At 47.9% G+C, this 13,788-nt stretch carries 14 protein-coding genes; 3 read left to right on the top strand and 11 right to left on the bottom strand.

Features of this window, described 5'->3' with window-relative positions; genetic code table 11:
- Positions 1-4 precede the first annotated feature (4 nt).
- Genes B5Z18_RS30215 through B5Z18_RS30200 form a run of 4 tightly spaced genes read right to left on the bottom strand, consistent with a single transcriptional unit; the run spans position 5 to position 2,985 of the window.
- Positions 5-1,429, bottom strand: a complete 1,425-nt coding sequence (locus B5Z18_RS30215) for an alpha/beta hydrolase family protein (RefSeq protein ID WP_079473311.1) — start codon at positions 1,427-1,429, stop codon at positions 5-7.
- Between the two features lie 13 nt (positions 1,430-1,442).
- Positions 1,443-1,835 carry a DUF423 domain-containing protein gene (locus B5Z18_RS30210; RefSeq protein WP_079473310.1) on the bottom strand — a complete coding sequence of 131 codons (393 nt, stop codon included), beginning with the start codon at positions 1,833-1,835 and terminating at the stop codon, positions 1,443-1,445.
- A 1-nt stretch (position 1,836) separates the two neighbouring features.
- The gene (locus B5Z18_RS30205; RefSeq protein WP_079473309.1) at positions 1,837-2,331 is read right to left on the bottom strand and encodes a shikimate kinase; all 495 of its coding nucleotides are present in this window, start codon (positions 2,329-2,331) and stop codon (positions 1,837-1,839) included.
- Positions 2,332-2,364: 33 nt separating this feature from the next.
- On the bottom strand, positions 2,365-2,985 hold the full coding sequence (locus B5Z18_RS30200) for a 4'-phosphopantetheinyl transferase family protein (RefSeq protein ID WP_079473308.1): 621 nt from the start codon (positions 2,983-2,985) through the stop codon (positions 2,365-2,367).
- Positions 2,986-3,109: 124 nt separating this feature from the next.
- Between B5Z18_RS30200 and dcd the strand changes: the two genes are divergently transcribed.
- Positions 3,110-3,646 (top strand): dCTP deaminase, encoded by a 537-nt coding sequence (gene dcd, locus B5Z18_RS30195; protein ID WP_079473307.1) that lies wholly within the window; start codon positions 3,110-3,112, stop codon positions 3,644-3,646.
- 28 nt (positions 3,647-3,674) lie between these two features.
- On the opposite strand, the gene B5Z18_RS30190 is transcribed toward dcd, so the two are convergent.
- Entirely contained in the window at positions 3,675-4,799 is a 1,125-nt protein-coding gene (locus B5Z18_RS30190) for an AAA family ATPase (protein ID WP_235016086.1), read from the bottom strand.
- Positions 4,768-5,367, bottom strand: coding sequence for an RNA ligase family protein (locus B5Z18_RS30185; protein WP_200817392.1), 600 nt, complete (start codon positions 5,365-5,367; stop codon positions 4,768-4,770). Before B5Z18_RS30185 ends, B5Z18_RS30190 begins: the two co-directional genes overlap by 32 nt.
- Before the next feature lie 308 nt (positions 5,368-5,675).
- Here B5Z18_RS30185 and B5Z18_RS30180 point away from each other — a divergent pair, with 308 nt between their 5' ends.
- Entirely contained in the window at positions 5,676-7,436 is a 1,761-nt protein-coding gene (locus B5Z18_RS30180) for a DUF885 domain-containing protein (RefSeq protein WP_079473305.1), read from the top strand.
- Positions 7,437-7,493: 57 nt separating this feature from the next.
- On the opposite strand, the gene B5Z18_RS30175 is transcribed toward B5Z18_RS30180, so the two are convergent.
- Positions 7,494-8,714, bottom strand: coding sequence for a DUF4272 domain-containing protein (locus B5Z18_RS30175; protein ID WP_079473304.1), 1,221 nt, complete (start codon positions 8,712-8,714; stop codon positions 7,494-7,496).
- An 81-nt stretch (positions 8,715-8,795) separates the two neighbouring features.
- Positions 8,796-9,650 carry a 3-keto-disaccharide hydrolase gene (locus B5Z18_RS30170; RefSeq protein WP_079473302.1) on the bottom strand — a complete coding sequence of 285 codons (855 nt, stop codon included), beginning with the start codon at positions 9,648-9,650 and terminating at the stop codon, positions 8,796-8,798.
- Positions 9,651-9,921: 271 nt separating this feature from the next.
- On the opposite strand from B5Z18_RS30170, the gene B5Z18_RS30165 reads away from it, so the two are divergent.
- Complete coding sequence (locus B5Z18_RS30165; RefSeq protein WP_079473301.1) at positions 9,922-10,653, top strand: SRPBCC family protein; 732 nt, start codon at positions 9,922-9,924, stop codon at positions 10,651-10,653.
- Positions 10,654-10,727: 74 nt separating this feature from the next.
- Here B5Z18_RS30165 and B5Z18_RS30160 read toward each other — a convergent pair whose 3' ends face one another.
- The 3 genes from B5Z18_RS30160 to B5Z18_RS30150 all read right to left on the bottom strand — a co-directional run bounded on the left by B5Z18_RS30160 (position 10,728) and on the right by B5Z18_RS30150 (position 13,614).
- Positions 10,728-11,030, bottom strand: a complete 303-nt coding sequence (locus B5Z18_RS30160; RefSeq protein WP_111579005.1) for a YtxH domain-containing protein — start codon at positions 11,028-11,030, stop codon at positions 10,728-10,730.
- 636 nt (positions 11,031-11,666) lie between these two features.
- Entirely contained in the window at positions 11,667-12,920 is a 1,254-nt protein-coding gene (locus B5Z18_RS30155) for a TlpA disulfide reductase family protein (protein ID WP_079473299.1), read from the bottom strand.
- 4 nt (positions 12,921-12,924) lie between these two features.
- Positions 12,925-13,614: a YggS family pyridoxal phosphate-dependent enzyme gene (locus B5Z18_RS30150; RefSeq protein ID WP_079473298.1), complete on the bottom strand. Its 690-nt coding sequence runs from the start codon at positions 13,612-13,614 to the stop codon at positions 12,925-12,927.
- Positions 13,615-13,788: the final 174 nt, after the last annotated feature.

Raw genomic sequence — 13,788 nt, 5'->3', positions numbered from 1 at the left:
GGGACTACCTGCCCTCCGACGGCGGCAACTGTAAGATCCAGTGTGCCATAAACTCGGGAACCAGGGGATCAATGGTTTGCTCCAGCTCACCGTATTCGCTCACATCACATGTTTTGCAGCGCTGAAACAAATGGTTTAATCCATCAAACTTACGGATTGTTGTGAGCAGATTACCATTTTCGTTCAATGCGCGTTCAATTTCTTTCAGATTGGTGGTGGCGTCCACCTGTATGTCTGCGGTGCCGTTGATAGCCATAACCGGGCATTTGATCTGTTTCAGGTATGTCAGCGGCTTATATCTTAATAACGAAATTGTTTCCCGACTCATATTGGCCCTCCGTATCAATTCATCTTCTGTTTGTCCTTTCTTAACGTCTTCACTTGAATTACGGTATATATTCCGGAGAATTTCCTGGGCCCGTGGCGTGATAGCGGCAATGTTGCTGTCGCTTGCCAGGAGATCCCAGTAAGGCTTCATGCGCACCTGGTCGGCCAGGATCAGGCTATCCGGTTTACCGGCCATTTTCCCTTTGGCGGCCGATTGCTGATCGATCAGTTCGCGGCCGCTTACGCCCACCCCTGCCATTGATATTACAAAAGCCACCCCTGGATTGTTTGCGGCCACTATCTGCGCTACGATAGCGCCTTCGCTGTGTCCGAGTACGCCGGTACGGAAGATATCCACATCCTTTCTTGCTTTCAGGTATTTCAGCGCGGTAAGCGCATCATGCGAAAAATCGTAGATATCGGATGTATCAAAATCGCCGGTAGAGGCGCCAAAGCCCCGGTCGTCGTAACGCAGGGTAGCGATGCCGTTACGGGCGAAATAATCGGCCAGCACCAGGAAAAGTTTATGCCCTGCAATTTCCTCGTTCCTGTCCTGCGGACCTGAGCCGGAAAGCAGTAACACCACGGGGTATTTGCCCTGGGCCGCCGGACGGGTGAACGTTCCGGCGAGTGTAACACTATCTTTTACATTATTAAACCTCACCTGTTCCGTATAATACGGGAAAGGCGGTTTTGGTTCCTGTGGTCTTTTGTATACCTCTCCGACTGTAATTTCTTTCCGCCCGAGGTCTGTATCACTTTGATCATCGCCCAGGCCGGTAATACCCCTGAACTGCTTTGCAGCCGGATCCCATACGCCGGTGAAGGCGAACCGCATTCCGTCGATACGCAGCAGCAGGGTATCCCTTCGATACACCACTGTTTCTATCTCAAACTGGTCGTTGTCCGACATTTCGGGTAGCTCAAGTGTTCCTTTATAGCCTGCGCCATCCTTCTCCAGGTTTACGATCATCCGGTATTTATCTCCGTAATAAAGTTTAAAGGTGCCGTACCATTTACCGGCAATATTTACATTATCCTGCGCCATTCCCACTGACCCGGTCAGTAAACTCACTATCAACACCCAAAAACCTCTGTACATATACGAGAATGCTTTATGCTTTTAATTTTAAAATCCCTGCCAGCAGGCAGATCCAGCCGGCAATAAAAAATACCCCTCCAATAGGCGTAATGATGCCAATGCCTTTCAAACCTACGCTGCCGGTGGTTTTGAGCATCGTGAGCAAATACAGCGAACCGGAAAACAGGATGATCCCGATAATGAAGCACCTGCCTGCCCAGATTAACTGGTTGCCGGGCACATGAGCAAATAAGATGCCGGTAGCAATTAATGCGAATACGTGATAGAACTGATAAGTAACGCCTGTCTGAAAAGTAGATACGGTTTCAGGGGGCACCAGCTCTTTCAGTTTATGCGCACCGAATGCGCCTAAAATTACTGCCAATGCGCCTAATACCGCCGCCCAAACTAAAAAACTCTTATGCATATCAGAAATTTTGCGTAAAGGTATCCAATGAAATATTATCAGATGTAATTATGTGCTTTGATTGCTGGTAAAAAGGGAGGCGTTCTGCCATTTTCTTCTCCACAAATCCGATCAGGTCTTCATCTTCCAGACCGGCAATCAGCGGCCGTTTGGATTTCTTGCGTTGCAGGCGTTCCACCATTGCTTCCACGGAAGGATTAATCCAGATGGTGGTGCCATGATCGTTCATAAAATCCATATTCTCCTGGAAACAGGGCGTTCCGCCGCCGCAGGAGATAAGGAAGTTTTCCTGTTGGGATAATTCCCGGAGCAGCTGACTTTCCTTTTCACGGAAATAATCTTCGCCCTTGCTGGAAAAGATATCAGCGATGGCCATCTCCTCTGCTTCCACAATCACTTCATCCAGATCGTAGTAAGGCAGTTGCCAGTGATCCGCCAGTTGTTTACCCCAATAGGATTTTCCGGCACCCATAAAACCGAGTAAATAAATCTTCATAAATAACGCGACAGTGCTTAATAAATTCTTTCCTCACGCAGGATGAGTCCATGCCAGGCATAGGTCATTTTCCATAATATATTGCAAATATAACCGGGTATTTGTATCCTGTTTGTTAAAATCGGCAGTAATGAAACCGGCCTGTTGAAAAACAAAGGGATGCAATTTCATATTCTCCTTAAAATCAACACTTCCCCGGCCATACCATTTAAACATGGCTTCTTTGGCGCTCCAGCAGATTGTTTTATGCGACAGTTCATGTTTTGGATCGATAAACGACCGTTCTGAAGGCGACAGGAACTTGTGCGACACCAGTTCTACTTTAGGTTTTACTTCTTCAATGTCTATGCCCACCGCTGCCTTGGTGCTTACGATAGCGGCTGCATAATCGCCACAATGTGAAATGGAAAAATGATAGCTATCACATGCCAGCACCGGTTTACGGGTATGGGTAACCGTAATTTCCTGAATGGGGAATTCCGGAAAAAGCGTTACCAGCAGGTACCTGCCCGCAAAATGCTGTAAGCGTTTATGCGGATGGTGAATAGCCCGGCTGATGCTTACCTTCTCCTGGAAAAAATTCTCCGTTTCTGTTATCTTCCATACACCCAGCTTCGTTTCCGGATCAATTTGTATCGTTCGTATTAATGGCATATCTTGCCAAATTAAAGCAAAAAAGCAGAAAAAACAGCTTTTGGCAGCAGGTCTTTCACTAAATGCCAACAGCTGAAAACTAAAAGCTAACAATACAGCTCACTAAAACTAAACGAACCTAAGCATGATTCTGTCAGACAAACGGATATTGGAGGAAATTGAAAAAGGCACTATCGTTATTGCTCCCTATGACCGGAAATACCTGGGTACCAATTCTTATGACGTGCACCTGGGTAAATACCTGGCCACCTACAAAGACCGTGTACTGGATGCGCGCAAACACAATGAAATTGATCATTTTGAAATTCCGGAGGAAGGGTTTGTGTTACAACCCGGCACCCTTTACCTCGGCGTAACAGAAGAGTATACCGAAACGCATGCACATGTGCCATTCCTGGAAGGCAAGTCCAGCACGGGCCGCCTCGGGATCGACATCCACGCTACCGCCGGTAAAGGCGATGTAGGATTCTGCAACACCTGGACCCTGGAAATTTCCTGTGCACAACCTGTACGCATATACGCAGGCATGCCCATTGGTCAGCTGATCTACTTTGTGGTAGAAGGCGAAGTAGAAACACTCTATAATAAAAAAGGAAATGCCAAATATAATGGTCGCACCATTAAACCGGTGGAGAGCATGATGTGGCGGAATGAATTCTAAATAAGAAGCAGTCAGCAGTAGCCAATGGCTAACTGCTGACTGCTATTTTCAACTCATGCGCTTCTGCACTGGTAGGCACTTCCAGTTTCCCGATCAACCGCTCCATTGCTGCCGCCGGCACCACTTCTTCCCGCTGCCGGTTTTGCTGTAACAGCTTCGCTGCCGGCACTTCCACATACACAATAGTTACCGCTGCTTCATACGTTGTAAAAAGACTGATCAACTGTTCCCTCATTTGCCGGGTGATGTTGGTGGCATTCCATACAAAGGATTTTTTTTCCCGGAGATAGATCCTGGCTTGTTCCTTCGCGGCCTGGATCACTACGCCATTGCCACTTTTATCAGTAGGGCTTATTTTCATGGTTTGCCGGATATGATCCAGGGAGATGACCGGCAGTTGTTTATAATGCCGCTGTATGTACGTGTCTTTCCCGGCGCCCGGCAGTCCGCTCATCAGTATGACCGGCGTTTGCGGCGTTTCAAACGGCACATAGTCCGGCGAGCTGCCGGTTTTGAACAGGTATTCCATGCGCGCCTGCGGTGTGGCAAACGGGCGTGGTTGTCCCCAGCAATTATTTTCCCTGCACAATTCTTCAAAGCAATCCAGCCGGTAGAGCAGGTCTGCCTGATCGGTACAGATACGGCCGAGCGCATCGGCACGGGCCAGCAACGCCAGCAGCCGGGTGTTTACTTCCAGGCTGGCGGTGATCAGTGCTTTCTGCGGATCGGGCTTTTCAAAGATCCACAACGGCAGGCCGTGGTACCTCACCAGTTTGGCGATCTGCTCGCGGACGAGGAAGGGCGCGGGTACTTCCCTGTAAAGGATTTGCCGGGCGCGCGCTTCGCCTTTGCGGGCATGGCCTGCGGACGTGATGCGTCCATCCGGTTCAATAACCGTAGTGCTGTACTTTTCCACGTCGTGCAGCAGTGCGGCGGCCCACAACAGTTCCTGATCGGCCGGCGGCAACTCCCGGTAAGCAGGTAGTTGCTGCAAGGCCGCCAGCACCATCTGCGTATGTACGGCCACGTTACCTTCTGCATGGTACCGCGCGTCCTGCGGAACTTCCTGCATTACACGCACCCATTCAAATGTATGTTCCAGGTGGGACCAGTCTTTATTTTCACTGAGCTGCCACATAGTTACCTCCTTCATTATTTAACCTTGCACGGCGCCAATGGCGGGTCCAGTGCTGGTCTGTTTTCACATGTCCTTTGCGGACATACTTAAACACGTTTTCTGCAAAATCGCTCACCGCATAGCCGTTGGCGTTGCGGGATACAATGCCTTCCATTGTTGCCGGCTGACCGGTATGCACATCATGCGGATCAAAGGCGCCGGGACCGTTGACCAGCCCCAGTATATCGCGCTCAAACTCCTGGCGTGTAGCCGGCGGCGTTATACGCTTCACTTCCGGTACTACCGGCAGGTCCAGCATCGCTGCATAGAATTGGGTTTCCTCCCAACTAAGCCACCGCTGGCCTTCCCGGATACCGAATATATAAAAGTGATGATCCAGGTTGCGGTATTCAATAGAATGTACCGCGTAGAGATTTTCGAGGAAGATCTCCAGGTCGCCCAGGTCATTCTTTATGCTTTGCCAGTAACGGCGGATGCTTTCTGTCCACGGCGAGGTAGTGGGCGCTGCATGTGAGCGCGCAAATACCCCATACCGGGATAAGCAGTTATTTTCTCCGTCCAGCTTTTCCGTATGAATCAACACGGGATCTGCTGCAGCGAATGCCAGTATTCGTATTGAATACGGTCGTCGCTTGTAGTGCCGGGTGAAAACGGATAATGCCAGGTACGGCCATATTTCTGAGAAATTGCCATGTCATCAGGGTTTAAATTAAACAATAGTTTCACAGGCCGGTTCCGGGATGGAACGGCGAAAGGAATAAATTAATATGCCTGTGACATTACATGGCGCAAGTGTTTGCAGTTTTTAATTAAGTACGCAGCAAAAGTAAAGAAAATAATTAAATAGTATATTACACAGGCTTTTGAAAACAACAACAATCATCTTCTGCAATGAAAAAATTCCTTCTTTGCGCAACCGCCGCAGCTGCCCTGGCAGCCTGTAACAACGGCAACAGCAGCAACCAAACTAACGGTACCGACAGTACGCTGAATCATGCTTTCAGCGCATACCAGGCACGTTTTATTGACGCCCTCTGGAAAGAAAACCCCGACTGGGCCACCGGTGTAGGCTATCATAAATATGACTCAGTGCTGGTAGTACCGGATAGCACCGCGGCCGCAGCGCGACTCGCATTTGCGCAGCAACAACTGGATTCACTTAAATCCTATGATCTTACTGCGTTGAATGACGCCAATAAAATTGATTACCAGCTGATACAGAACTACCTGGAATCAGTGCAATGGGGTATTAAGGAGCAGAAGAGCAACGAATGGGATCCATCTTCCTATAACGTTAGTAACACGTTTGCCTTTATCTTAAATGAAAACTACGCACCGCTGGAAACCAGGCTGCGCAGCTTTGGCAGCAGGTTGCAGAATATCCCGGCTTATTACGAAGCCGCAAAAAAGCAGATCAAAGATCCGGTACCGGAACTTACTTCGCTGGCCATAGATCAGAACAATGGCGGCTTATCGGTATTTGAAAAAGACTTTGCAGATTCACTGAAGAAAACCGGTATCCCTGCAGCAGAGCAGGCCACCATGCTGGCCAGCGCCAAAACCGCCGCCAAAGCGATCCGCGATTACGCCGCATGGCTAAAGGCATTGAAGCCCGAGCATCCACGCAGTTTCCGTTTAGGCAAAGCGTTGTACGATCAGAAGTTTAAATTTGATATCCAGTCATCTTTTACCGCTGCACAGATCTATGATTCCGCGATAGCGCGTAAAGCATTTGTACATGGTGAAATGACAAAGATCAGCCGCCAATTGTGGCCGAAATATTTTGGCAATACACCCATGCCATCTGATTCGCTGGAGCTGATAGGCCGCATGATCGATACGCTTTCTGTGAAGCATGTGAAGCCGGAGGAATTCCAGTCGGCCATAGAAAAGCAGCTGCCTTCGCTGATTGCGTTTATCAAGAAAAAGGACCTGTTGTATATTGATCCGTCCAAACCGTTGGTGGTGCGTAAAGAACCGGCTTATATGGCAGGTGTGGCAGGTGCTTCCATCAGCGCGCCCGGCCCCTATGATAAAGGCGGCAACACCTATTACAACGTGGGCAGCCTGGAGGGATGGCCAAAAGATAAAGCAGAAAGTTATTTGCGTGAATACAATCAGTATATCCTCCAGATCCTGGATATTCATGAAGCGATTCCGGGTCATTACACCCAGCTGGTGTATGCCAATCAATCACCCAGCCTGATTAAATCGCTCATGAGCAATGGCGCCATGATTGAAGGATGGGCCGTATATACGGAGCAGATGATGCTGGAAAACGGTTATGGCAACAACGAGCCGGAAATGTGGCTGATGTGGTACAAGTGGAACCTGCGTACAGTATGCAATACCATCCTGGATTACAGTGTACATGTGAAAGATATGAGTAAGGAAGATGCCATTCATTTGCTGACCAAAGAAGCGTTCCAGCAAGCCGCAGAAGCGGAAGGAAAATGGAAGCGGGTGAGTGTATCCAGCGTGCAGCTGACCAGCTATTTCACTGGTTACAAAGAGATCATTGATCTCCGGGAGGCTTACAAACAGCAGCAGGGTAAGGATTACAGCCTGAAAGCATTTAATGAAAAGTTTCTCAGTTACGGCAGTGCGCCGGTGAAGTATATTCGCCAGCTGATGATCACTTCAGGTAAATAATATCGTAATAAAATAAAAGCGCCGCGGAGATAATGTCTCCGCGGCGCTTTTATTTTATCAGGTATCGCAGGTAACATCATCCCAGTATTGGTTCCTGTAGTTGGTGAGCCAGTTGAGGGCATAATGTCTTTCATATACAATTCCGGGATGCAGCGGTTCCTTTTCTCCTTTTATGCGTGCGTCTACACAGGCCCAGTTGGCGCGGTAGTAGAGGTCGTTGGCATCGAGTATTTCTGTAACGCTGCGCAATTCGGTGGCGCCGGCGAGGAATGCGGCGGGATCAGAAGCGGGGCCCCGGAAAGGGAAAGCTTCTTCCGGCACCATATCGAGGTTGCAGAGTGCGTCCATTTCCCCGAGGGAGGGTACTTTTTTTAATGCCCACAGCAATACCCATATGTCTTCACACTTCCAGGTTTCCCGTGTTTTTGCGTCTTCCTGCGGATCTTCCAGGAAAGCTCTTTCGGCGGGTGTGGTTTTATCCCAGAGCTGATGTTGTTGCAGGTAGCTGATTACTGCGGGGCTTTCCAGGTATCCGAAGGCCACAGTGTTTACGGCGGCGAGTACGGCTACCCTCTCGGCTGTCTCTGCAGCGGTGCGCAGCACTACTTCGTTTTCATCCCTGATAACAGGAAGGTTGGCGGTTGTTTTCACCTGCATTTCCTGCAGGAGCTGTATGTTCCGTTGTTTTCTTTCTGTTGCTGCGGAGGAAGGCGCGTCCTGGCTATCGAAATACCGTGCGTTGATATTTACCGTGAGATTGGTAGCGGTAGAATGGCCGTTTACATCGAGCAGCAGTGCGCCGGTTTTATCCCAGAAGCCTTGTACTTCGGTGTTGAAGATGAAATTATTTTCGCAGAAGAAGATACCATCCAGTTCATCGGCCAGGTCCATGATGGCGGCACGAAGGTCGCCGTTGAATGAAGGGCTGGCGAGGATAACGATTTCGGTATTAAGTGTGGCCACTTTTGCGAGTAATAGTTCCTTCAGGGCGGAGTTGTCTGCCGGCAGTTGTTGTACAAAGCCGTACATGCCGATCAGGTTGGTGGTTACCGGGTCATCGCTGCGTACCAGCTGGTAGCCGGGTGTGGCGCGCTGGCGGTAGTTGATGGTGAGAGTATGGCCTTTTCGCAGCAGTTTTTTTCCTGATGTGATGGTCAGTTGTTCCCAACGGTTTGCCGGTCCGTTTACTTTTACTGCCTGTTCTCCAAAATGCGCCCTCATACGGGTCAGCACTTTCTCCATTTCCACTTCGTGTGTATAGAGCGTACAATTTTCCATGCTATTTCTTTCGAGGGGGCAAAGGTAGCCTAAAGCGGTTAAAGATGGTACCGGATTTTCCACCCCGCCCCCGTCATCATGTTATTTTGCTTTTTTCGCTCCCGGCCGGTTCTGCAGCAGGTGGAGGATTTTATTCAGCTTAACCGGGTCGTTGATGTAGGGAGACAGGTCGAACAATTCTACTTTCCGGAAGGCCACCGGGTGGCTTTCGCTTTGCAGGGAAATGGAGCCTTCGGATAGGAGTTTACCTTCCTGCAGCAGCCCCGGTTTAGGGTGCGACACGTTGCCGCCGCCCATCTGCGGCTTATTGTATACAATAACGGTATCCCCTTCTACAATGTGTTTGATAACGGAGTCCCGCAGTACAAGGGCTTCCGCGCGTACCCATACATCACCATGATAGGTTTTGGAGGTGGAGCTGATGCAATGGTCTTTAATGAGTTTTCCATTCATCACCACGTTGGTGCCGGGTGTGCAGAGGTTTGCTGTAGAGCGGGGGTCTTTACCATTGCCGCCCAGCAGCTGTTCTTCCAGTGAAATGGGGAAGTCCTGGTCTTTGGTCATACTGGCAGCAGTTTGTCCGTGCAGCATGATGCCGCTGTTACGAAAGGCCCAACCCGGGCCGCCTTTCACCTGGTCGCCGGTAAATTTATATTCCACTACCACCAGGTAGGCGGAAAAATTCTTTTTATAGAAGATATGTCCGTATTGTTCCCTGAATTCATCATAGTTTTCGTAGCTCACTTTCAGCATGCCGCTGTCTACCCGGAAGGTATTTCCAAAATTATCATTCAGGTCATGCCCGGTTATTTTAATGTCCCAGTCTTTCAGATCCTTGCCATTAAAGAGTTTCAGCCATTTGTTGGGGGCTATTTCCTTCTGTGCCGAGCTTTGGAGGCCAGCCAGCAGTAATAACGCGGTCAGTACTTTTTTCATGTAGTCTTTTATTTACCGGGTTAAGATAACCCATCGCGGAGAGAAATGCAAGATACGGTTGGCATATAATTGGTGAAGACTATAGCTTCCTACCGGTAAAGTATATATGTTTCCCCTTGTGAGCGGTAGTGTGTAAGAAATTACGCACCGTATCTGATGTGCCACAGGAACATGGTGGGCGTCATCATATCTATCTTATTAAATATCAACAACTTAACTCATTCCCAACAAAAGTGCAGGGTTTTAGCTGTAGGTTCCCCAAACTGTATATATGAGTTCCTTAACACAACAACTTAATCTTCAAGATCCACAACAACCAAAAGCAGGGTCCTTATATGATAGCTCTAATATCATCAATGTTACACCCGAAGGCAGAATTGTTTCCATTTTTACCGGTGCCTGGCTGCTCGGCAGTGCCATCAGCAAAGTAGATAAATCGCCTGTATCAAGCCTTTTTAAACTCCTGGGAGCTGGTTACCTGTTATACAGAGGTATCAGTGGCAACGACCTGGTGAATGGATTTCTGGGCAGACGGAAACCGGACAAACATACTGCGTCTGTAAATATCAGGACTACTATCTCTATTGACAATCCGAAGGAGGAGGTATATTATTTCTGGCGTCAGTTGAATAACCTGCCGGTGTTTATGAAGCATTTGCAGTCGGTGGAAGAAACGGATCCTTTCCATTCGCATTGGGTGGTAAAGGGGCCTGGCGGCATTGGTACATTGGAATGGGATGCTGAAATTGTAAAGGAGGTGCCGGGAGAATTGATTGGCTGGAGATCATTACCGGGGTCCTCTATTGCTACCGCGGGCAGGGTTACTTTCCGGGAAACCTTTAACGGCGGAACGGAAATTGATGTGATGATCACTTACCGGCCACCGGCCGGATATGTAGGCTCAGGGCTGGCCTGGCTGTTAAATCCTGCATTTGAAAATATGCTGGTAAAAGATATCAAACGTTTCAAAAATTATATGGAAACCGGCGAAATTCTGAAGTAAGATTTACACAATAAAAAAGCGGAGATAATGAACCATCTGTTTGTTATCTCCGCTTTTTTTTATGTAAACTATCATTATGACAATGCTTCTCTTCTGAACCTGTTGTAAACGCCCTGACTTTTATTAATCAGCTTCAGCACTCTTTGGCGAACATCATCCTGCAGGCCGGTTATTTCATGTTCGAATACTTCTTTCAGATCAGACAGGTCCTCTCCTCCTTTTCCTACCAGGCCATTGATTTTATGACGCCAATCATCTGCTGTTGTTTTAATTTTTTTACGGGTTTTATCACCGCTATCAGGGGCTGTTAATAATCCAATTACTAAACCGGTAGTAAGGCCGGCTATAGCACCTGCGAGAAATTTCGTTGTAGACATAATTTCTGGATTTTTATGGTTTAACAAATGATTTGTGTGCATGGTTCATTCACACTGTAACCAGAAATTTTCAAATATCAGGCCAGTAAAAGTGTGTGGAGAAGATCCGATCTTAAAGAAATGTTATTGTATAGGAAAAGGGAAGAAAAACCACCTGCTAAGAGAGAGTAAATGTACCAGTATCAATATCGTGAAAATTCGAAGGGAACGCTATCCAGGACAACATCAGAATTGACATTGTCCCGGCAGGTGGATAAGATAAGCGTATTAGATAATGGAATTTATAAAAGTCAAACGGAGCAGTAAAATAATCAGATTCTGGTATTTTTCAAACCTTTTTGAAAGAAATGAAATAATAAATTTTATTAAAAAGTAAATCCTCCCCGGAAAGCAAATACCAGAGAGGATTTATGTGTTTCGGCACAATATTATACAATAGTCTTATATATTGGTTATAATACCTTTTTAGCCCGAATATCTGAAAAGCACCAGTTATGAAAACGGATTGTTAACAGGAAGATAACCGATCCGATGCCTCATGCATGCTTAGGACATGCTTTAACTATGCTTTATCCATGCTTCATCCATGCCTTTGACGTGGACTTGATGTGGACCTGAGGTGGACTTGATCTGTATCTACTCAGCTTCCAACATACTGGAAACCAGTCGGTTAAAGTCAGCCTGGAACTGTTCGTAGTGTTCTCCTGTACCGGGGCCGGAAAAGCCGGTATGCACTTCCTGTACGTTCCCTTTTTTATCGATAAAGATAGTGGTGGGGAAACCTTTGATGCCGGTGAGCTGCGGGAGGGTCTTCTCTCCTTTTGCAGGATCGGCGGGCGTTACGCCGGTAATCAGTACCGGGTAGCTTACATTAAAGCGTTTCAGGAAGCCTTCGAGGGCATGTTTCGATTTTTCGAAGTCGGTGGTGCGTTCATAAGCCAGCCCGATTACTTCCACGCCACGGTCTTTATTCTTCTCATACCATTTGCTGAGGAAGCCGGTTTCGTCCATACAGTTAGGGCACCAGGAGCCCATGAGGGTAATGATTGTCACTTTGTTTTTGAAGCGGTCGTCTTTGATGTTCACCTTGTTGCCGTTGAGATCAGGGAAGGTGAAATCAAGTTGTTGCTGACCGGGTTTCATGGTGACGATGGTTCTTTCGTCGGCGAGTTTGGCGGTATCATTTTTCACGGCCGACCAGTATTCGAGTCCGTCGCCGATACCGGCAAAGAAGCGGCCGTCTGTGATGCTGTCTTTCCCAACGCGGGCCGTAAACAGGTACGCATGGGAGCCATCGAAGGTGGAGAGGCGCAGGGTATCGCCATCAACCACGCCATCCAGGAAGCGATAATCGCCGGTGGTGGTGAGGAAGGTGCCGTGTACGATGTTACCGGATTGTTTAAACTCTCCAATGGCGGTAGAAGGGGCTTTGTCCTTATCTTTTGAAGATACGAACTGTGTTACCCAACGGCCGGACACGTTGGCGACAGCGGGTGTGTTTACGGCGAAGCGTTCTGCCTTGCCTGCTACGGCAGAGAAAGGAATGCTTACGTCTTTATCCGCCAGGTGCCTGATCCAGAGGCCCTCTGCGGCGCTGTCGGAGGTAAGCTTTGCCTTGAATTCCGAGTCGAAGAAGGGCATTTTAATCAGCAGGGAATCGCCGGTTACGGTGACTTCATCTACCAGTAATTTATCTGCTGCGTTCAGTACATACAGTACTTTTTTACCGGCGGTATCTTTTACTTCAAAGTTGAAAACGATGTCTGCCCCATCGGTGCGGTGCAGTTTTGCCTGCCACACACCATTGGCAGGGGTTTTAGCGGATTGACCGGTATTGCAGGCGGTAAAAGCCAGGCCGATACCTGCCAGGAGGATGCTTAGTTTTTTCATAAGACTACATTTGTGAATAGTTCCTTTCGCCAAAGAGCAGGCTACCTATACGCACCAGGGTACTCCCTTCCTGCAGGGCGAGGTGATAGTCGGCGCTCATGCCAATGGACAGTTCTTTAAAGTACGCTTCGTTGTTAAAGTAAGTGGTTTTAACGGATCCAAACAATTTGTGGAGCTGGTGGAACTCTTCACGGATCTGTGTTTCGTTGGAAGTGTTGGTAGCCATGCCCATCATGCCGGCAATGCGTACCTGTGAAAAAGCGGATGGACCGGCGTGGTATGTTTGCAGCAGTTGCTGTAACTCCTGCGCATCCATACCAAACTTTGTTTCTTCTGCTGCAATGTGTACCTGTAACAGGCAATGAATAACACGCTGATGTTTAGCAGCCTGTTTATTGATTTCCTGCAGCAATTTAAGACTATCCACTGCATGAATAGTATGAACAAATGGCGCAATGAATTTTACCTTATTGGATTGCAGGTGCCCAATAAAATGCCATTCTATGTCTGCCGGTAAAAGTGCCTGTTTCTCTGTTAGTTCCTGTACGTAGTTTTCGCCGAAGATCCTTTGCCCTGCTGCATAGAACGCAGCGATATCTTCCACTGGTTTCGTTTTGGAAACGGCTACCAGCCGGGCGTGATATGGATGGAGCCGGTCGAGCACTTCGTGGTATGCTTCTAAATTAATTGCCATCGGGCAAAGATAAGCGGATTTTGTCTTTTTCAGGATTAGGCTGATTATACTGATTTCATTGATTTTACTTTTTGATTTTATAAGGATTTTAAATGATTAAGGGAGATATAAGCGATTTTCGCTTATATCTCCCTTAATCATTTAAAATCAAAAGTGATCAAATCCCTGAATCAG

This window comes from Chitinophaga ginsengisegetis (assembly GCF_900168065.1).
GTDB lineage: Bacteria > Bacteroidota > Bacteroidia > Chitinophagales > Chitinophagaceae > Chitinophaga > Chitinophaga ginsengisegetis.
This window is presented reverse-complemented; position numbering and strand designations above follow the sequence as displayed.

Bases quoted from the DNA above. Each gene is read 5' to 3' on its own strand.
- B5Z18_RS30215 (WP_079473311.1), bottom strand. From the start codon at position 1,429: ATGTACAGAGGTTTTTGGGTGTTGATAGTGAGTTTACTGACCGGGTCA.
- B5Z18_RS30210 (WP_079473310.1), bottom strand. From the start codon at position 1,835: ATGCATAAGAGTTTTTTAGTTTGGGCGGCGGTATTAGGCGCATTGGCA.
- B5Z18_RS30205 (WP_079473309.1), bottom strand. From the start codon at position 2,331: ATGAAGATTTATTTACTCGGTTTTATGGGTGCCGGAAAATCCTATTGG.
- B5Z18_RS30200 (WP_079473308.1), bottom strand. From the start codon at position 2,985: ATGCCATTAATACGAACGATACAAATTGATCCGGAAACGAAGCTGGGT.
- dcd (WP_079473307.1), top strand. From the start codon at position 3,110: ATGATTCTGTCAGACAAACGGATATTGGAGGAAATTGAAAAAGGCACT.
- B5Z18_RS30190 (WP_235016086.1), bottom strand. From the start codon at position 4,799: ATGAAGGAGGTAACTATGTGGCAGCTCAGTGAAAATAAAGACTGGTCC.
- B5Z18_RS30180 (WP_079473305.1), top strand. From the start codon at position 5,676: ATGAAAAAATTCCTTCTTTGCGCAACCGCCGCAGCTGCCCTGGCAGCC.
- B5Z18_RS30175 (WP_079473304.1), bottom strand. From the start codon at position 8,714: ATGGAAAATTGTACGCTCTATACACACGAAGTGGAAATGGAGAAAGTG.
- B5Z18_RS30170 (WP_079473302.1), bottom strand. From the start codon at position 9,650: ATGAAAAAAGTACTGACCGCGTTATTACTGCTGGCTGGCCTCCAAAGC.
- B5Z18_RS30165 (WP_079473301.1), top strand. From the start codon at position 9,922: ATGAGTTCCTTAACACAACAACTTAATCTTCAAGATCCACAACAACCA.
- B5Z18_RS30160 (WP_111579005.1), bottom strand. From the start codon at position 11,030: ATGTCTACAACGAAATTTCTCGCAGGTGCTATAGCCGGCCTTACTACC.
- B5Z18_RS30155 (WP_079473299.1), bottom strand. From the start codon at position 12,920: ATGAAAAAACTAAGCATCCTCCTGGCAGGTATCGGCCTGGCTTTTACC.
- B5Z18_RS30150 (WP_079473298.1), bottom strand. From the start codon at position 13,614: ATGGCAATTAATTTAGAAGCATACCACGAAGTGCTCGACCGGCTCCAT.